At 61.7% G+C, this 17,356-nt stretch carries 16 protein-coding genes; 3 read left to right on the top strand and 13 right to left on the bottom strand.

What is annotated here, in order from left to right:
• Positions 1-196: 196 nt before the first annotated feature.
• The 3 genes from ACTNBB_RS06840 to tmk are packed head-to-tail and all read right to left on the bottom strand — an operon-like array spanning position 197 to position 3,694.
• On the bottom strand, positions 197-1,891 hold the full coding sequence (locus ACTNBB_RS06840; protein ID WP_441057351.1) for a PSP1 domain-containing protein: 1,695 nt from the start codon (positions 1,889-1,891) through the stop codon (positions 197-199).
• Positions 1,882-3,009: a DNA polymerase III subunit gene (locus ACTNBB_RS06835; RefSeq protein ID WP_441057349.1), complete on the bottom strand. Its 1,128-nt coding sequence runs from the start codon at positions 3,007-3,009 to the stop codon at positions 1,882-1,884. Before ACTNBB_RS06835 ends, ACTNBB_RS06840 begins: the two co-directional genes overlap by 10 nt.
• A 1-nt stretch (position 3,010) precedes the next feature.
• Entirely contained in the window at positions 3,011-3,694 is a 684-nt protein-coding gene (tmk, locus tag ACTNBB_RS06830; RefSeq protein ID WP_441057347.1) for a dTMP kinase, read from the bottom strand.
• Positions 3,695-4,001: 307 nt separating this feature from the next.
• Here tmk and ACTNBB_RS06825 point away from each other — a divergent pair, with 307 nt between their 5' ends.
• On the top strand, positions 4,002-4,994 hold the full coding sequence (locus ACTNBB_RS06825; RefSeq protein WP_441057345.1) for a zinc-ribbon domain-containing protein: 993 nt from the start codon (positions 4,002-4,004) through the stop codon (positions 4,992-4,994).
• Between the two features lie 152 nt (positions 4,995-5,146).
• Here the strand turns inward: ACTNBB_RS06825 and ACTNBB_RS06820 are convergent, their stop codons facing one another.
• From ACTNBB_RS06820 to ACTNBB_RS06790, 7 genes are all read right to left on the bottom strand, one after another.
• Complete coding sequence (locus tag ACTNBB_RS06820) at positions 5,147-7,738, bottom strand: DNA topoisomerase I (RefSeq protein WP_441057343.1); 2,592 nt, start codon at positions 7,736-7,738, stop codon at positions 5,147-5,149.
• 54 nt (positions 7,739-7,792) lie between these two features.
• Positions 7,793-8,476: a hydrogenase nickel incorporation protein HypB gene (hypB, locus tag ACTNBB_RS06815; protein ID WP_152068470.1), complete on the bottom strand. Its 684-nt coding sequence runs from the start codon at positions 8,474-8,476 to the stop codon at positions 7,793-7,795.
• Positions 8,477-8,530: 54 nt separating this feature from the next.
• On the bottom strand, positions 8,531-8,887 hold the full coding sequence (hypA, locus tag ACTNBB_RS06810; protein ID WP_152068469.1) for a hydrogenase maturation nickel metallochaperone HypA: 357 nt from the start codon (positions 8,885-8,887) through the stop codon (positions 8,531-8,533).
• A gap of 6 nt (positions 8,888-8,893) precedes the next feature.
• Complete coding sequence (gene tatC, locus ACTNBB_RS06805) at positions 8,894-9,688, bottom strand: twin-arginine translocase subunit TatC (protein WP_193221504.1); 795 nt, start codon at positions 9,686-9,688, stop codon at positions 8,894-8,896.
• Entirely contained in the window at positions 9,688-10,260 is a 573-nt protein-coding gene (locus ACTNBB_RS06800; RefSeq protein WP_427794240.1) for a twin-arginine translocase TatA/TatE family subunit, read from the bottom strand. The genes tatC and ACTNBB_RS06800 overlap by 1 nt, the downstream gene beginning before the upstream one ends.
• A 153-nt stretch (positions 10,261-10,413) precedes the next feature.
• On the bottom strand, positions 10,414-10,728 hold the full coding sequence (locus ACTNBB_RS06795) for an STAS domain-containing protein (protein ID WP_154515032.1): 315 nt from the start codon (positions 10,726-10,728) through the stop codon (positions 10,414-10,416).
• A 66-nt stretch (positions 10,729-10,794) separates the two neighbouring features.
• Positions 10,795-12,099, bottom strand: coding sequence for an aminotransferase class I/II-fold pyridoxal phosphate-dependent enzyme (locus ACTNBB_RS06790; RefSeq protein WP_427718927.1), 1,305 nt, complete (start codon positions 12,097-12,099; stop codon positions 10,795-10,797).
• A gap of 158 nt (positions 12,100-12,257) precedes the next feature.
• On the opposite strand from ACTNBB_RS06790, the gene ACTNBB_RS06785 reads away from it, so the two are divergent.
• Entirely contained in the window at positions 12,258-12,512 is a 255-nt protein-coding gene (locus ACTNBB_RS06785; protein ID WP_154515036.1) for a hypothetical protein, read from the top strand.
• 100 nt (positions 12,513-12,612) lie between these two features.
• Here the strand turns inward: ACTNBB_RS06785 and nhaA are convergent, their stop codons facing one another.
• The 3 genes from nhaA to ACTNBB_RS06770 all read right to left on the bottom strand — a co-directional run bounded on the left by nhaA (position 12,613) and on the right by ACTNBB_RS06770 (position 16,278).
• On the bottom strand, positions 12,613-13,971 hold the full coding sequence (gene nhaA, locus ACTNBB_RS06780) for a Na+/H+ antiporter NhaA (RefSeq protein ID WP_154515038.1): 1,359 nt from the start codon (positions 13,969-13,971) through the stop codon (positions 12,613-12,615).
• 263 nt (positions 13,972-14,234) lie between these two features.
• Positions 14,235-15,158 carry a manganese-dependent inorganic pyrophosphatase gene (locus ACTNBB_RS06775; RefSeq protein ID WP_427718922.1) on the bottom strand — a complete coding sequence of 308 codons (924 nt, stop codon included), beginning with the start codon at positions 15,156-15,158 and terminating at the stop codon, positions 14,235-14,237.
• A 166-nt stretch (positions 15,159-15,324) separates the two neighbouring features.
• Positions 15,325-16,278, bottom strand: coding sequence for an ROK family protein (locus ACTNBB_RS06770; RefSeq protein ID WP_441057340.1), 954 nt, complete (start codon positions 16,276-16,278; stop codon positions 15,325-15,327).
• A 340-nt stretch (positions 16,279-16,618) separates the two neighbouring features.
• Here ACTNBB_RS06770 and ACTNBB_RS06765 point away from each other — a divergent pair, with 340 nt between their 5' ends.
• Positions 16,619-17,338 (top strand): GntR family transcriptional regulator, encoded by a 720-nt coding sequence (locus ACTNBB_RS06765; protein WP_154515044.1) that lies wholly within the window; start codon positions 16,619-16,621, stop codon positions 17,336-17,338.
• Positions 17,339-17,356: the final 18 nt, after the last annotated feature.

Below are 17,356 nucleotides of genomic sequence, written 5' to 3'. Positions count from 1 at the left end.
CTCGAAGAGCCCGATCGCCGCCTTCCTGGCCTCGATGTCGTGCTTCACCCTCAAGTCGACACGCATAAAAAGCCTCCCATTTCTCATGTCCAAGAAATGGGAGGCAGTTCAGCTTGGGCGAAGGGAGGGTTGTCGATTCAGCGCCATGATACCCCGTTGCACTTGGGGTCAGACAAGTCGAATCCGCTTGCGGGCGCTATTCGCCGGCAGGCGGTTGCGGTGCGGACGAGGTGTGGGTCGAGCCTTCGCCACCATCCTGGCGCGGCTTGCGGGAACGGCGACGGCGGCGGCGCTTCTGACTCTGGTCGGCCGAACCCTCGCCACTGCGATCCTCACGCGGCTCGCGCTCGTCGCGAGCACCGCCGCGCGAAGCCTTGGCGGCAGCTCCTCCGCCATCGCCGGGGCGACGGCGCGTGACCTTGACTTCACCATCCGAAACCTGATCGGCCACAGAAGGAACCGAGGGTTTCTGCTGCGTGCCCGAGGAATGGCGACGGCGCGGACGCGGCGCGCGCTCCTCCTCGCCACGTGGCCTGCCAGCCTTGTCGGCAGGCGCGTCGGAGGCCGAGGCACCCTTGGGAGCGGCACCGGCCTCGCGAGCGGCTGCGGCGCGGAAGGCGTCCTCGCGCTCCTCGCTCGACAGGTGGCGGCGACGACGGCGCGTGGGGTTCATGCCGCCGCCGCGGTTTTGCTGCTGGGGCTGCTGAGCCTCGCGCTCGCGAGAGGCGTTCTTGCCCGCGGTCTCGCCGTTGTCGACGGACGCCGCGCGCTTGCGGCGACGACGGCCGCCGGCCGCCTCCTCGGCCTCGGGCGCCTCGGCCTTGCCGCGGCCCTTTCCGCGGCCACGACCCTCGCCCTGGCCCTGACTGGCACAAGCATCGGATTCGGCATCGCGACGACGGCGCTTGGGCATCGACGTGCCGGCCAGACGGTCGGCACTCGACAGGCCATCGCCCACGTCGACGCCGTTCTCGCGATCGAGCTCCATGAGCGCCAGGCGCATCTCGGGCGACTCGATACGCTCGAGCACATCGCGCGTCACGCAGTCGGGGCGGCAGCTGCAGCCCTGCTCGGCGGCCTTCTTTTTGCAGCCCTCCGAGCACGTCATATCGGCCAAGTTGACCTTAAAGACTTTACCGTTCTCCAGGCGCAGCACCAGCTGCTCACGCGGCGTGTCATATTCCTGGATACGCGCCTTGCCGAGCGGCGTATCGATAAGCGTCTTCTTTTTGGGCGCGCGGCTCTTAAAGTCCTTGTACGCCTCGAACTCATAGCGCAGGCAGCACATCAGGCGGCCGCACACGCCGCTGATCTTAGACGAATTGAGCGGCAGGTCCTGCTCTTTTGCCATGCGAATCGAGACGGGCTCAAACTGTCCGCCAAAGCGCGTGCAGCAGAGCTCCTGTCCGCATTGGGCATAGCCGCCCACCAAGCGGGTCTCGTCGCGCACGCCAATCTGGCGCATGTCAACGCGAATGTGCAGCGTCGAGGACAGGTCCTTGACGAGCTGACGAAAATCGACGCGCTCCTCGGCCGCAAAGTAGAACACGGCTTTCTCGCCGCCAAACAGGTATTCGACACCCACCGGCTTCATCTCGAGGTCGAGATCTTTAACCAGACGGCGGAAATCGACCATGGCCTCATCGCCCTGGATGGCCAGGTCGTCGGCAAGCTGCAGGTCGATATCGCTCGCCACACGCAGCACGGGCTTGAGCGGCTGACCGATCTCATCTTGCGGCACCTCGAAGGGATCGGCCGTGACCAGGCCGATCTCGGTTCCGCGCTCGGTGGAGCAAATGGCATAATCGGCCTCGAGGATATCCAGATCCTGCGGGTCAAACCACAGGTCGCGCGAGGCGTAGGTAAACTTAACGGGTACGACTAACGGCATTTCAGTGCCTTCCTGATATCGAACAGCATGACCTCGATGGCCAGCTGGGGAGTAACGTTTCTGGCAATGTTGCGCTCGGCGGTCGCGACCGCCTCGAGCGCCCGGGTGGCACCCGCAACATTCGTCGCGGCGGCAAGCCGCCCGATCGTGTCGCGCACGTCCTCGTTCACAATGTCTGCCGCCTCATCCTGAAGCGTCAGCAGCACGTCGCGCATGAGCGTCCGCGCGCTCGCCAGCGCTTCCATGATACCCGAACGCTCGCGCGCGTTGAGTTCGCGCTTGTTGCGGTCCTCAAGCTGCTTCAATGCTCCACGCGACAGATAATCGGCGTTTTGCTCGAGCACCTTTTCCTGCGTGGACTTGACCTCGGCGAGCGGAGCCTTAACGGCGAGGATGAGCGACTTGGCGCGGCTGAGTACATCGGCCTCGTCGGCGGCGATGAGCGAATCGATGGCGCGGATCATCTGGCGGCGAGCATCCTGGCGCTCGGCGCTCTTAAGGAACTCGATGCCGCGCGTGGGGCTCCCCGCCACGGCGACCGCCATGCGACAGCGTGCGAGATCCTGGCCCGTCGCGCGGCTCACGGCCTTCGTGGCCACGGCGGGCGACACCAGCCGAAACGGCACGCACTGGCAGCGGCTCACGATGGTGGGCAACATCACGTCTGCCGAGGTGCCCAGCAAGATAAACATAACGCCCTCGGGCGGCTCCTCGAGCGTCTTGAGCAGTGCGTTGGCGGTGTTGGCGCGCAGCTGCTCGGCACGGTCGATGATGTAGACCTTGGCCTTGGCACGGATGGGCGCCAGCGGCACGTCGTCGAGCAGCTCGCGGGTCTGGGCGATGAGGTAGCCCGTGGCGCTCTCGGGCGTGTAATAGTGCACGTCGGGGTGCGTATGGCGGGCGACACGCACACAGCTATCGCATGAGCCGCAGCCGTCCTGCTCGCACAGGAAGGCTTGGGCGAGCGCCCAGGCGGCATCGAGCTTGCCGGCACCGGGAGCGCCCAAAAACAGGTAGGCGTGCGATGCGCGGCCGCTGGCGACGGCGTTGGTCAAAAAATCGCGTACGCGCTCTTGGGTGTCGAGCTTGGCCAGCAGGCTTGTCTGCGCGGGGGCCATGTTACTCAGCCTCCTGGGCAAGCGTGGCGGTGACGGCGTCCTGGGAAATGTCGAGACCGTACGCGCGAACCTGCTCGACCGTATGCGCGAAGACGTCCTCGATGGAAGCGGTGGCGTCGATGAGCTTCACGCGATCTGGCTCCTCGGCGGCAATGGCACTAAATCCCTGGTAAACGCGCTCCTGGAACGCCATGCCCTTGGCCTCCATGCGGTCGACCGCACCACGGGCGGACATGCGCAGCGCCGCCTGCTCGGGCGTGATGTGATAGACGAGCGTGAGCGCCGGGTGCGTCCCCGCGACAGCAAGGTTGTTAGCGTCGCGTACCATCTGGCGATCGAGGCCGTCGGCAAACGCCTGGTAGCAGGTCGTGGAATCATAGAAGCGGTCACACAGGACCACCTTGCCGGCCGCAAGGGCGGGAGCTATGACCTCGTGCACCAGCTGGGCGCGTGCGGCCTCGTAGAGCAGCAGCTCGCAGGTATCCCCCATCGCCGTATTGGCGGGGTCGAGCAGCAGGGCACGGATCTTTTCGCTGATGGCGGTGCCGCCCGGCTCACGCAGGGTCACGACCTGGTAGCCAGCGAGCTCGAGCGCACGGGCCAGCAGGCGCGCCTGCGTGGACTTACCGGCACCATCGACGCCCTCGAGCGTGATAAAGCTATGTTGAGCGGGCTCAAAAGCCATGGGCGCAGCCCCTTCCTACAAGGCGCGTAAATGCAGATATATCAACCAAATCATGATACCCCAGGGGCAGGCGCACCCCAAATCCAACCTAGTCATTGGGGACGTTCCTAAATGACTGGTCGTTTAAGAACGTCCCCAATGACTACCCAATGACTAAAGGTGCCTTTCCAAAGTTGCGGTGAAATAGGGACTGATTGAAGCTCTAAGACCGCCAAACAGTCCCTATTTCACCGCAACTTATGATGGGGAATTTTGGATGCTTGGTATAATCGTCGTATGGCATTGAAATGTGGCGAAAGGAGTGGCAATGTCTCGGTATTGCGCCTCGTGCGGCAAGCTTCTTGCAGATAATGCCAAGTTCTGCACCTCGTGCGGTGCACCCGTTGAGCAAACAGCCGCGAGCGATAGCCGCCCCGCTTTTGACCAGACCGGGCCCCTTGATACGCCGCAAGCCAAGGCGGACGACCCCCTCGCTTTTCGCCCCGACCCCGCCGCAAGCCCCGCGGCCGTCGAGACCACGCAGCGCATACCCGTCGCGAGCGGCTCGCCCCAACAGCAGCCGGATCCCGCATACGCGCCTGCTTCGCCACAGACCCCCGCTCCCAAAAAGAGCGGCACCGGGGCGCTTGTCGCCGTTATCGTTGCGCTGGCGGCAATCATCATCGCCCTGGTCATCTTCTTTGTGATCAAACCGTTCGATAACTCCGCCACGCAGACGACTGCCGAGGTTACCAAGCTGCACCACGATGTTGACGATGATGACCTCAAGCCCCTCGGCGACCCCAATAGCCTTTACGACGATGACGATGACGATGACGACGAGGACGAGGCTGGCGGCGAAGCAACCCTCTCCGAGCAGAACCTCTACCGTCGCCTGAGCGAATACTACGACCTGCTCGAGGACCTCGATAGCCAGGTCCGCGCCTGCGCGCAGGCCTTCAATGGTAGCTATCTGGAAGAAGATCGCACCACCCGTCAAAATCTCGCCGACGTCGCCGAGCGCACGGAGGAGACCATCGAGCAGTATTACGATATCGTCGAGGACCTGGACGTCCCCATGAGCTCCAAGAACTACCACTCCTGGAAAGACATCATTGCCCTGTATGACGACCTTGATCACCGCATCGACGCGATCTGCGATGCCTGGGAGATCAGTCTAAAGTACGCAAAGCCCTCGGACCATAAGGACGAAATCGTGGCGCCGCTGGCACGCGACAACGAGCCGGGAACCAGCAGCAACAAGTATCGCTTGGACTTTGAGGACCGCTATCCCAGCGCCAAACCCGTCGAGGTGAACTAGCGTTTTGTCGTTCCCGAGCCGGCAGTTAGGGACGTTCCTAAGCTGCCGGCAAAAAAGGAACGTCCCCAACTGCCGAACTGCCGAACAAAAAACGGGCGAGGATCATGGGACCCTCGCTCGTTTTTGTTTTGGGCAATGTTTCGGCTGCGCCGCTACTTGCTGGCGGCCGCCTTCTTTGTGGTCGTCTTTTTCGCGGCAGCCTTCTTGGCAGTCGTCTTTTTCGCCGTTGTCGTCTTTTTCGCCGTGGTCTTCTTCGCCGTACTCGCCTTGGCCGCGGTCTTGCGGCCGCGGGCGGGCTTCTTCTCCTTGGTCGGGCAGTCCATGTTCACGCAGATGCGCCACGGACCGCGCGCCGTGTTGACCACCACGATGGGGGCGCCGCACTCGGGGCAGGTCTCACCCGTCGACTCGAGCTTACCGCGCGCCGGCAGAGGATAGCTCACGCCGCAGTCATCGTAGTTGGTGCAGCGGATAAAGCGCTTGCCGCTCTTCTCGCTCTTGTGCGCGATCAGGTCGCCATGGCGTCCGGCCTCGGCGCACACCTTGCACTCGCCCACCTTAAGGTCGGGCTCGTAGTTGGTGGGGCACGTCGGGTTCACGCAGATCTCGAAGGCCTTCTGGCGGAACGGCTGGCACTTAATGCGCGGCGCGCCGCATTCGGAGCACACGGCGGCCTCGCCCTCGAGCGGGCTCACCTTGACACCGCTCGGCACCGGATAGGTCACGTCGCAGTCGGGCCAGCCCATGCAGCCGATAAAGCTGCCGCGGGTCTTGGCGCTCGTCTTCATAACCAGGTCCTTGCCGCACTTGGGGCAGGCGCCCACGCGCGCATCGGCCGTGACGGCGTCGCTGATGGCGTCGCCCAGCTCCTGCGTATGTTTGAGCAGCTCGTCGAGTACGCCGGCCAGCAGCGCGCGCGAGTGCGTCACGACATGCTCTTCGGTGTCCTCGCCGCGCTCCACGCGGGTCATATCGCCGTCAAGCTCGCTGGTCATATCGGGGCTCGTGATGCGCGGGGCAAACTGCGACAGTGCATCGATGATGGCGATGCCCAGCTGGCTCGGCTCCACGGGATCGTTTTTGAGGTAGCGCACGGCATACAGGCGCTCGATGATGCTCGCACGCGTGGACTTGGTGCCCAGGCCGCGCTTTTCCATCTCCTGCACGAGCTTGCCCTGGCTGTAGCGAGCGGGCGGCTCGGTCTGCTTGGCCTCGAGCTTAATGTCGAATACGTCGACCATGTCGCCCTGCTCAAGCGGCGGCATCTGTTCATCGCGCTTAAGGCCGTACGGATAGGCCTCGCGGAAACCCGGGGTCACGAGCACGTCGCCCGAGGCCACGAACGGCTCGCCGTTCACGTCGAGCTCAAGCTTGGTGTTCTCGATGGTCGCGGGACCCATGAGCGTCGCCAGGAAGCGGCGGGCGATGAGGTCGTAGAGCTTGCGCTGGCCGCCGTCGAGCGTGGACGGATCGCCCTCGCCCGTGGGGTAGATAGGCGGGTGGTCGGTGGTCTCGACCTTGCCGCGCGTGGGCTTCATGGGGCCGGCGAGTACCTTTTTGCACACGGGCGCCAACGCCGGGTTGATCTTTGCCAGGTCGCTTACCACGGCGCCCAGATCGAGCGTCGCGGGGTACACGGTGTTGTCGACACGCGGATAGCTGATGAGACCCGCCATGTAGAGGGACTCGGCGATGCGCATGGTGCGTGCGGGCGATATGCCCTCGGCCGCAGCGGCTGCCTGCAGCGAGGTGGTCGCGAACGGCGTGGGCGGCTGCTGCTTGCGCGAGCGCTTGGTCACCGCGGCGACGGTTGCCGTCTTGGCACCGTTAACGTGACCGTACGCCATCTCGGCAGCATCCTTGTCGGTAAAACGCGCCGTCTTGTGCGCGATCTTAAAGCGGTCGTCCTCGGCGGCGCCCTGCGCGGCACCCATACCGCGAATCTGCCAATAGTCCTCGGGCACAAACGCCATGCGCTCGCGCTCGCGCTCGACCACCAGGGCAAGCGTCGGCGTCTGCACGCGGCCGGCAGAGCGCACGTTACCAAAGCCGCCAAACTTGGCGAGCGTCAGGTAACGCGTGAGCACCGCACCCCAAATGAGGTCGATGTGCTGACGGCTCTCGCCGGCATCGGCCAGGTTCTGGTCGAGCGAGACGAGGTTATCAAAGGCCTGCGTGATCTCGGCCTTGGTAAACGAAGAGTACTGGGCGCGAGCAACCGGCAAGTCGGGCGCAACCTCGCGCACCTTGTTGAGGGCGTCCGAGCCAATCAGCTCACCCTCGCGATCGAAGTCCGTGGCGATGATGACACTGTCGGACTTCTTGGCAAGGTTCTTGAGCGAGCGAATGAGTTCTTTCTCGGCCGGCAGCTTGATAACGGGCGCCCAGGTAAGGTAGGGCAGGCTCTCGAGCTTCCAGCCTTTGATGGAGATACCGTCGGCAAGGAACGGTTTGCGCTTGGTGTCATAGGGCGGACGCGCCAGGCCATCGGGTATGTCGGCCGGCAGCATCTCGCCGTCCTCGGTGACCGAGTACCAACCCAGCTTTTTATCGAACAGCACGCTGTCGCAAAAATCGGGCGCAAGGATGTGACCGGCAAGGCCGATTGTCACGCACTCCTCGCCCTTCCACTCAAAACGGTAGATGGCGGTGTTATACACCTTGTCCTTTTTGGGCTTGCCCGTGGAAAGACGCTCGGCAATCTGACGCGCGGCGTCGTTTTTCTCGGCGATGATGAGCTTCAAAAGAGGCTCCTATCTCGTGTGTCTGCGGCTGCGCCCGCACGTACGACGGCCGACTTACGCCCTTGTTTGTTCGATCTGCCCGATGAGCCAATCGCACCAGGCATCCATGCCCTCGCCCTTGCGTGCGCTCACGGCAAACCGCGGCGCCTGCGGATTGAGGTCATCGAGTGTCTTAGTATACCTATCCATGTCAAAATCGAAAGCCGGGGCCACATCGACCTTGTTGAGCAGCTGTGCGCCAGCGTGCTGGAAGATGCCCGGGTACTTAATGGGCTTGTCGTCGCCCTCGGGCACCGAGAGAATCATGATGGACAGGTTCTCGCCCAGGTCAAAGTCGACCGGACAGACCAGATTGCCCACGTTTTCGATAAAGATAACATCGATGTTTTGAAGGCCCACTGCCTGGTCGAACGCATCAACGGCCTCCATGATCATGTTGCCCTCGAGGTGGCACAGACCGCCCGTGTTGATCTGAATGGCGGGCATGCCGGCTTCCTTCATGGTGATGGCGTCGACATCCGAGGCGATATCGCCCTCGATGACGGCACAGCGCAGGCCGGCTTTGTCGCGCAGACGCTCGTTGGTGCCCAGAATCGTGGTGGTCTTACCAGAGCCGGGACTCGACAGCACATTGATCACATAGGTGCCTGTCTCTTTGAATCGCTGACGCAGCTGATCTGCCAGGCGCTCATTGCGCGACAGAATTGGCGATGCGATATCAATAGTTTTCTCGGCCATACTCGGCACTCCTTACTTCTACCATTTATACCCCGTCCCCAAATGGCAGGCTGGTTAATTGTCGGGGGTTTCAATCTCGATGCTGGCGATGTCGAGCTCGCGGCCGTGCAGCAGGCGCACGTTGGTGCCGCCACACTGAGGACAGCGGCAATGGAAGCGGTCGTGCTCAAAGACCTCGCGGCAGTCCAGGCACTCGCTTTGTGGATGGACTTCCTCCACGGCAAGCTCGCAGCCGCGCGTGAGCATGTCCTCGTCGCGAAACGTCTCCCACGCAAAGTCGAGCGCCTCACGCACAACTTCGGTCATATCCCCAATGCGCAGCGTTACCAAAACAGCGCGCGAGGCCCCCGCCCCACGCGCCGCGCGAATCACTGTATCGAGTATGCCGTTGACAATGCCAACCTCGTGCATACGGATTTACTCCTCGTCGTCCTCGTCGTCGTTCGAGAACAGATCCAGACGGCTCACAAACAAGCCTTCCTTGCCATCGCGCGCGGTAATGACCACGCGGGCGATGGCGAGCGAAATCTCGTAGAGCGAGAGCAGGGCGCCATACATGAGACCCAGCGTAACGGGCGAGCCGTCGGGCGTAATCACAGCCGAGCCCGCAAGCAGGCCAACGTATACGTAACGCCAGGCACCGCGGAAGGCCGCATAGGACACGATATGGAAGACAGACAGGTAGAAGATGATGAGCGGCAGCTCAAACGCCACACCAAAGCCAATCATAAAGAGCAGCTCCATGTTGACGTAGTTCTCCAGATCGGGCAGCGCCGTAGCGACGGCCGAGGTTTCGCCGATGAGCCACTCAAAGCCCGCAGGGATGATGATGAAGTAGCAAAAGATTGCGCCCAGGAAGAACAGCACCGTCGAGGCGAGCACCGTGGGCACAACCCACTTGCGCTCGTTGGGGCGAAGCGCCGGCAGGAAAAACGCCAGAATCTGCCAAATGATCATAGGCGTGCACATGACAACGGCCATCTTGAGAGCCAGCGAAAAGCGCAGACCAAAGCCGCCGAGCGTGGTGGTGATGTAGAACTTACCGTCCGGCACAAAGGAGCGGATGGGGTCTTCCAGGATGTCGAGCACCACGGGCGTGGCGAAATACAGCACGATGGCGGCGGCAAAGACCGACACGACCACGATGGTCAGGCGGCGACGGAGCTCACCCAGATGATCGAAGAGCGGCATGCGCGCAGGTCCGATAGGCATTACTCATCGCCTCCCTTCGGGGCATGGGCGGCAGCGGCGTCGTCCTCGGCCTCGAGCTCGCGAGCGAGCTGGTCGACGACGGCCTTGCGCTTGCGGGGACGACGGGCGTAGAGGTCAGCCGTCGTGGGCTCTGCCGGCTCGGGCTCGGGCTCCGGCTCTGCAGCAGGCTCGGGCTCGACGGCGGCAGCGGCAGACTCGGCGCCCTCAGCCTCACCAGCAGCACCTTCGTCCTCGGCAGCACCCTCACTCGCGGCCTTCTCGGCGGCAAGGCGGGCACGGCGCTCGGCAAAGGTCTCCTTCTTTGCGGGCGCGGCCGTATCGACGGCATCCTCGTCCGCATCGGAATCGTCATCGACGGCAGCCTTCTTGGGCTTGACCGGAGCCGAAGCGGCCTCGCTTACCGGATCGATAATCTCGGACTGAACAACAGCCGTCATTTTTTCCTGCGTCTCGCGGAACTGACGGATGGCACGGCCGATCGTGCGGCCCATCTGCGGGAGCTTATCCGGGCCAAACAGCAAAAAGCCGAAGACCACGATGATCGCGAGCTCACCCTCTCCAATACCAAACACACATACCTCCAAGGCTCGATGTGAGTCGAGCCCGCACCGCGCCATTCGGCCGGAACTCGTCTATTCATTCGGTCAAGTATAGCGCCCGGACGTCAAAACATCCGAGCGCATCACAAACATATACCAAACGGCACGCCCTTTTTGGGGCAGGGCTTATGCCGCCGTAATTGAAATCTCCTGGTCGACACCCAGCAACTGAACCACGCGCATCACCGGGGGCTGCACGTTGACGCAGCCAAACCGCTTGTCGTGATCGGCTGCGTGGTGCGCGGCGCCCACAAGTACGCCAATACCTGTCGAGTCGATATAGCTCACCTGGGCAAAGTCGAGCTCAACGGCCTCGGTGGGCTGCTCGAGCGCCAAGTCGATGGCGTTACGCAAGCTGTCGGCATTAGAGATATCAATCTCACCGGTCACCCTGATGGTGTAGAGCTCCGGCGTGGGGTTGGTGGAAATACCCAAATCCATGTATACGCTCCTTTGCGTATCGAGAGTGCGGATAGTACTGGACGCGGATTTGCGGGGCCCTACGCGTTAGGCGCGCTCGGCACGAGCAAGCTCGGCAGCGACAAGCTTGACGGCCAGCACCAGCACGTCGAGTGCGGCCTCCAGGTCCTCGACCGTGGGATAACTCGGCGCGATGCGGATGTTAGTGTCGCGTGGATCCTTGCCATAAGGCCAGGTGGCACCTGCCGGCGTGAGCTTGACACCCAGGTCGGCGCAAAGCGCGGCGACCTTTTGGGCCGAGCCCTCGGGGCCATCAAAGCTCACAAAGTAGCCGCCGCGGGGATGCGTCCAAGTAGCGCAACCCGTATCGCCCAGGCCCTCAGTGAGCTTGCGCTCGACGGCCTCAAAGCGCGGACGCAAGAACTCGGCATGCTTTTTCATGTGCTCCTTGACCGCCTCGATGGTGGGAAGGAAGCGCACGTGGCGTAGCTGGTTGAGCTTGTCGGCGCTGATAAGACCGGCCTTCAGGCGCTTGGAGAACTCCGCGATGACCGCGGGACTCGCACCGATAAAGCCGATGCCCGCGCCCGGGAAGGTGATCTTGGACGTCGAGGCGAATGCCACCACGCGGTCCTCGGTACCCGCCGCGCGGGCAAGATCGAAGATGTTGGCGAGCTCGTCGGTCTCGTCGTACAGGTCGTGCACGCAGTAGGCGTTGTCCCAAAAGATGCGAAAATCGGGCGCGGCCGTGGGCATCTCGACCAAGCGGCGCACGGTGTCCTCGCTAAAGGTGATGCCCGTGGGGTTGGAATACTTGGGCACGCACCAGATGCCCTTGATGGAGTCGTCGGCGGCAACCAGGCGCTCTACCTCGTCCATGTCGGGGCCGCTGCCGGTCATCGCGACGGGGACGTTCTCGATACCCAGGTCGGCGGTGATGCCAAAATGACGGTCGTAGCCAGGAACCGGGCACAGGAACTTGACCTTCTTACCGTCGTGCGCGGCCTCATAAGCCTCCCAAGGCTCGCTGCCGCACGAGCCGCAGCGCCAGAACATACCGGCGATATCGTGCTCGATCAAAAGGCTCGACGAACCCAGTACGAGCGTCTGATCGGCGGGGCAACCCAGGAACTCCCCCGCCAGCTTGCGTGCCGAGGGGATGCCCTCAAAGCAGCCGTAGTTGGAGCAGTCGACGTTACCGTCGTGCAGATCGGCGTCGGCATTGAGGATATCGAGCATGGGGCGCGAGATGTCCACCTGGGAGGGCGACGGCTTGCCGCGCGCCATGTCGAGCGCCAGGCCCTTGGCCTTGACCTCGGCAACCTCGGCTTTGAGCGCCTCGATGGCGGCATCGAGTTCGGTGGTTTCCATCTTCTGGTAGATCGTCTGCATGGGTGCGACCTTTCGCAAAGCGGGACGTTGCAGTTTGTCTAAGTATAGACCGCTACCGCCGCAACGGTATGAAGCCGTGATAGATTAAGTCCATCGCAATGAATTACGATATCCACCGTATGACCCGTATAGCCGCATGGCACATCCAAGGAGGCAGTATGGAATACGGCTCTTTTCAAGCCGAGGAGTTCGGAGACCTGCAGCGTCTGGTCGACGGCTTGTTTTATGACCGTAAGGCCATTGACCGCCTGGATCTAATCGTTCAGGCGGAGATCTTGGACCTGGCGCCCGATCTCATGGAAATCGTGAATCTTTTGCCGCCCGGCCACTACGACCGCCAATCGCTTTGCGACCAGCTTAACTCGGCCCTTGCCGCCCATGGCTGGGGCGCCGTCTACGGCACCGTGGAATAAAAATGGCAAATAAATGAAATGCCGTTTGTGACAGTGCTCACAAACGGCATTTTTTCACACGAGGGCATCCGGGGCATGTCCGGCCCCGGTTTTCGCGCTCCTACTCGTCCTTGGGCGAAGGATGCTTGCAGACCACGCTCATGTAGATCATGCCCAGCACGGCCGCGGTAACAGAACCGGCAAGAATGGCGGCCTTGGCGGCCAGAACCTCGAACTGGGCCGTCGGGAAGGCGAGGCCGCTGATGAGGATCGACATGGTAAAGCCGATGCCACCCAAAATGCCCACGCCGGCGATCATATGCCAGTTAACGTTATGAGGCAGCTCGCAAGCCTTAAGCTTGACCAGGGCAAACGTCACGCCAAAGATACCGATCGGCTTACCCAGCAGCATGCCAAAGTACACGCCGAGGGTCACCGGGTCGGTAAGCAGCACGCTCATGTCCACGCCCACAAGGCGAACCTGCGCGTTGACAAACGCAAAGATCGGCAGGATCACAAAGTTGACCGGCGTGGAGATCAGGCGCTCCATGCGGATGAGCGGCGGGGTCACACGGTGCATGACACGCTCGACCTTGGTGGTCGAAAGGGTAAAGTCGTGCTGGCCCAGGATGTGCGCCTCGTCGTCGTAACGGTCGTCGAGCAACGGCAGGTACTCGCCTAGCCAATCGGTAAGGCTATCGAGCTTAACACCGCACTTGGCCGGGATGGTGAAGGCCAGGATGACACCGGCAAGCGTGGCGTGCACGCCGCTCTTAAACATGCAAAACCACAGCAGCAGACCAAGCACCGAGTACGGGGCAAGGCGATAATGCTGAGTCTTGTTGAGCCACACAAGTGCGCAGGTCACAACTGCGGCGGCACCCAGCCAAAACGGACTGGGGCTCTGGCCGTAGAAAATGGCGATGGCGGCGATGGAGATGAGGTCGTCGGCGATGGCGAGCGTCGAGAAGAACACGCGCACGCCGTTGGGCACGCGATTGCCCAAAAGCGACAGCACGCCCAACGCAAAGGCAATATCGGTTGCCATGGGGATGGCCCAACCGTTGCGGGCGCCGGCATGGTTAAAGATCAGGTAGATGCAGGCGGGAACGACGACGCCGCCCACGGCTGCCAGCATGGGAAGCATGGCCTGACGCGGATTCTTGAGCTCGCCGACCGTCATCTCGTACTTAAGCTCAATACCCACCAACAAAAAGAAGATCGCCATGAGAAAGTCGTTGACGAAAAGCTCGACGGTGAGGCCAGCCGTAAGGTTGCCCAGACCCACATACAGCGGGGTCTCCAAAAAGTGATGGATAGCCTCGTAGACATCGGTGTTGGCGCAGATAACGGCGGCGATGGCGGCGATGACCATGACGGCGGCGGAAATCGTGCCGTTCTCGGCGATGCGCTCCCAGATGTCATGACGTTCAAAGCGTTTGCGCTCACGAACGTTGAACAGCTGCTCAGTTGCTGCCATGGGCGGCTCCTTTCACGGGAAAGCTCCCGTCTTAAAAAAGCACGGCCCGCCCAAGTGGCGGCACCGCGCTCCAACGTATTACGCTTGCATCTAGCCTACCCTGCACGACAAGCACGCAGGCGTGGCCGAAAAGCGGAACCACAGGTTGAACATTATTTGCCCAACGGTACGGGCGCCCCTGTCCAATAGAGGACGCGGTCCCGCGCACAAAAAACGACCGGAGCGCGGGGCGTCCGCGGTCCAGTCGTAGCAGGTTACAAAACCTAGCAGGCGGCCATGATGGGGGCAGCGACCTGCTTCTTACGGGAGAGGACGCCCGGCATCCAGACGCCGTCGTGCTCGTCGGCAATGCCCAGGCCCTTCTGAGCGGCCTCGGTCTCGCCCTCGAGCAGGACCTGCGAGCCCTCCTCCATGATGTCGGTGATGCACAGGACGATGCCGTCGGCACCCTTCTCGGCGGCGTAGGCGCGCATGGCCTCGCGGATCTCGTCGATCATGCCGAGCGCACGGCTCTTGTCGACGGTCTCGTACTGGCCGATGAGCAGCTTCTTGCCGGCGGGCTCGAACATCTTGATGTCGTTGCCGACCATCTCGGCTGCGGTGAAGGAGCCGGACGGACGGGTGAGGAAGACCTCCATGCCAAACTTGACCGGGTCGACACCCACCTGCTCGCCGAGCTTGGCGGCGACGGCGCGGTCGACATCGGTGGTGGTGGGGCTCTTGAGCATGAGCGTGTCGGTCATCATGGCCGAGAGCAGCAGCTTGGCCTGAACGTCGGAAAGCTCAACGCCGAGCACGCCGGCGAGCTTAGTGACGATGGTGCAGCTGGAACCCCAGGGCAGGCAGATGTAGTGCAGCGGGCCGGCGGTCTCAAAGTCGCCGATGCGGTGATGGTCAACGACGCCAAAGACCGTGGCGTCCTTAAGGCCGGCGACGGACTGGGCGGACTCGTTATGGTCGGTGAGAACGACAAGCTGGCCGGCCTCGACGGACTCAATCACGCGGGGCTCGGCAATGCCGGCGTCTGCGAGCAGCTTGGCGGACTCTGCCGGAAGCTGACCAAGAGCGCAGACCTCATAGGTGTTGCCGGCATACTCAACCTGGTTGAGCAGCTGAGACAGAACGACGGCGCTCATGATGGCGTCGTTATCGGGGTTCTGGTGACCAAAGACAAGAACGTTTGCCATGGGTATCCTCCACTTGGTATGTGTACTTAGACGTAGCTATGGTAGCACGCTGGCAGCTGGCCTTTGGGGACGGAAGGGCCACGGCATATTTTGTGGCAGGTATGGGGGCCAAGGCTGTCCCTTTTGCACCATGTTGGTGCAAAGTAACCTGGCCCCCTTGCACCAGCTATTTACCGGCAGCGCGCAGGGCTACGTAGGCAGAACCGATGATGCCGGCGTCGTTTCCGAGCGAGGCAACCTTAATGGGCGTCTCGCGCGAGGCGGAAAGCGCGTAGCGCTGGAAGTACTCGCGAACCTTATCGAGGTAGACATCGGCCGAGGCGGAGGCGCCGCCGCCGATCAGGAACATCTCGGGATCGACCACGTTGGCAATAAGCGCCAGGGCGCGGCCGAGATAGTCGGCCATGGTATCGGCCGCGGCCAGCGCGAGCTTATCACCCTCGCGGCAGGCTTGGAACACGTCCTTGGAATCGGAGGGGCCGGTGAGCTCGATGGGCTCGACGCCCGCCTTCTTGCACTCGGCAAGGTAGTTGCTCACCACGCCGGTGGCGCTGGAATACTGCTCCAGGTGGCCATGGCCGCCGCAGCCGCAAGTGCGCTCCTCAGCCGGATTCAGGCACATATGGCCAATCTCGCCGCCGGCGCCCACAACACCCGACACCACATCGCCGTTGACGATAACGCCGCCGCCCACGCCGGTACCGATGGTGACCATCACCACATTCTGCACGTCCTTGGCAGAACCGAGCCAAGCCTCGCCCATGGCAGCGGCGTTGGCATCGTTCTCGTACTTAACGACCGCATCGGGGCAGTGCTCCTGAATGGCGATCTTCAACTCGGGCAGGTTAATGGCAATGTTGGCCTTGACCTTGGCATCGCCCGCTGCCGGAATGGGGCACGGAACAGCAAGGCCAATGCCCGCCACAAAGGCGCGCGGAATCTGTGCCTTGGCGACCACCCGGTCGATAGCCTCGGTCACCGCGGCAAAGCCCGCAGCGTCAACGATGGGAGGCGTGGGCACGCTGACCTTCGCAAGCAGGTTGCCATCCCCGTCGAACAGGCCCTCCTTAACCGAAGTGCCGCCGACGTCGATGCCGATGTAGTACTGCTTAGGTTCCATAGGGGCCCGCCTTTCTCGTTTAAACATTGTCTGTATGGTACCGCTCCCAAGGCAAAAACCTACCAAAAAGGGACAGGTTTGTTTTGGTAGGTTTTATCTGAGGAAATGCAGAATACAGGATTCGGTTCGCTGGGTGCTAAATCGGTTCGGCCCCGTCCTCGGACCGATTAGATTTCTCAACACGACATTATTCGAATGTATTTTTATTTAGAGCGCTTTTATTTTTAGCGCAAAGCGACTTTTAGTAATATATCTATCGAACTTTTCAATGACTCAATAGGGATACTTAGGTGTTGAGTATACTTTCTTTTATACTCAATCAAGTTGGAAAGGAGGTTTCATGATTCCCAAATACGAGGCGATAGCTGCAGATATTCGTCGAAGTATTGAGGATGGCGCTCTTAAACCAGGCGACAAGCTTCCCACCGTCGTTGAGTTCTGCGAGCTCTATAGCGTTTCCAAAATCACCGTCAAACGAGCTATCGAGCAAATCACCGAGGAAGGTCTTGTTACCAGCCGTCGTGGATCGGGTACCTACGTTAAGGACACGGCGGGGCTTCCCGGCCAAGCGTTTTTCCAGGGCAAAAACGACCGTGCCCAGGGCTTTTCGTATGAGCACCGCGGGGAGAAGGTGACCTCGGTGGTCTACGATTTCTCGATTGTTAATCCACCAGCGGACATCGCAGCCCAGCTGGGAATTGCCGAGGATGACTTTGCCTATCACATCGTGCGCGTGCGTCAGGCCGATGAGAAGCCCATCGTTATCGAGTACACCTACATGCCCCTCGAGCTGATTCCGGGCCTTAAAAAGAAGGACCTGTACGGATCGGTCTACCGCTTTGTCCGCGAGCAATGTGGGTTGAAGATCTCGAGCTTCCACCGTACCATTCGCGCCGTGGCAGCAACCGAGGAAGAAGCCGAGCGCCTGGACACCAAACCTGGCTCTCCCCTGCTCGAGCTCAACCAGATTGGCTTTTTGGACAGCGGCGCGGCCTTTGAGTATTCGGTCTCGCGCAACGTTGGCGACCGCTTTGAGTTGCACAACGTAACGTTGGCATAGGTTTTTGTAGTCATGCGG

The sequence above is a fragment of the Collinsella sp. HCP28S3_B9 genome (genome assembly GCF_052066095.1).
Classification (GTDB): Bacteria; Actinomycetota; Coriobacteriia; order Coriobacteriales; family Coriobacteriaceae; genus Collinsella.
The sequence above is the reverse complement of the archived record's forward strand: the minus strand, read 5'-3'. Positions and strand labels throughout refer to the sequence as shown.

Bases quoted from the DNA above. Each gene is read 5' to 3' on its own strand.
- ACTNBB_RS06790 (WP_427718927.1), bottom strand. From the start codon at position 12,099: ATGCAGACGATCTACCAGAAGATGGAAACCACCGAACTCGATGCCGCC.
- tmk (WP_441057347.1), bottom strand. From the start codon at position 3,694: ATGGCTTTTGAGCCCGCTCAACATAGCTTTATCACGCTCGAGGGCGTC.
- ACTNBB_RS06775 (WP_427718922.1), bottom strand. From the start codon at position 15,158: ATGGCAAACGTTCTTGTCTTTGGTCACCAGAACCCCGATAACGACGCC.
- hypA (WP_152068469.1), bottom strand. From the start codon at position 8,887: ATGCACGAGGTTGGCATTGTCAACGGCATACTCGATACAGTGATTCGC.
- tatC (WP_193221504.1), bottom strand. From the start codon at position 9,688: ATGCCTATCGGACCTGCGCGCATGCCGCTCTTCGATCATCTGGGTGAG.
- nhaA (WP_154515038.1), bottom strand. From the start codon at position 13,971: ATGGCAGCAACTGAGCAGCTGTTCAACGTTCGTGAGCGCAAACGCTTT.
- hypB (WP_152068470.1), bottom strand. From the start codon at position 8,476: ATGGCCGAGAAAACTATTGATATCGCATCGCCAATTCTGTCGCGCAAT.
- ACTNBB_RS06825 (WP_441057345.1), top strand. From the start codon at position 4,002: ATGTCTCGGTATTGCGCCTCGTGCGGCAAGCTTCTTGCAGATAATGCC.
- ACTNBB_RS06770 (WP_441057340.1), bottom strand. From the start codon at position 16,278: ATGGAACCTAAGCAGTACTACATCGGCATCGACGTCGGCGGCACTTCG.
- ACTNBB_RS06835 (WP_441057349.1), bottom strand. From the start codon at position 3,009: ATGGCCCCCGCGCAGACAAGCCTGCTGGCCAAGCTCGACACCCAAGAG.
- ACTNBB_RS06840 (WP_441057351.1), bottom strand. From the start codon at position 1,891: ATGCCGTTAGTCGTACCCGTTAAGTTTACCTACGCCTCGCGCGACCTG.
- ACTNBB_RS06795 (WP_154515032.1), bottom strand. From the start codon at position 10,728: ATGGATTTGGGTATTTCCACCAACCCCACGCCGGAGCTCTACACCATC.
- ACTNBB_RS06785 (WP_154515036.1), top strand. From the start codon at position 12,258: ATGGAATACGGCTCTTTTCAAGCCGAGGAGTTCGGAGACCTGCAGCGT.
- ACTNBB_RS06765 (WP_154515044.1), top strand. From the start codon at position 16,619: ATGATTCCCAAATACGAGGCGATAGCTGCAGATATTCGTCGAAGTATT.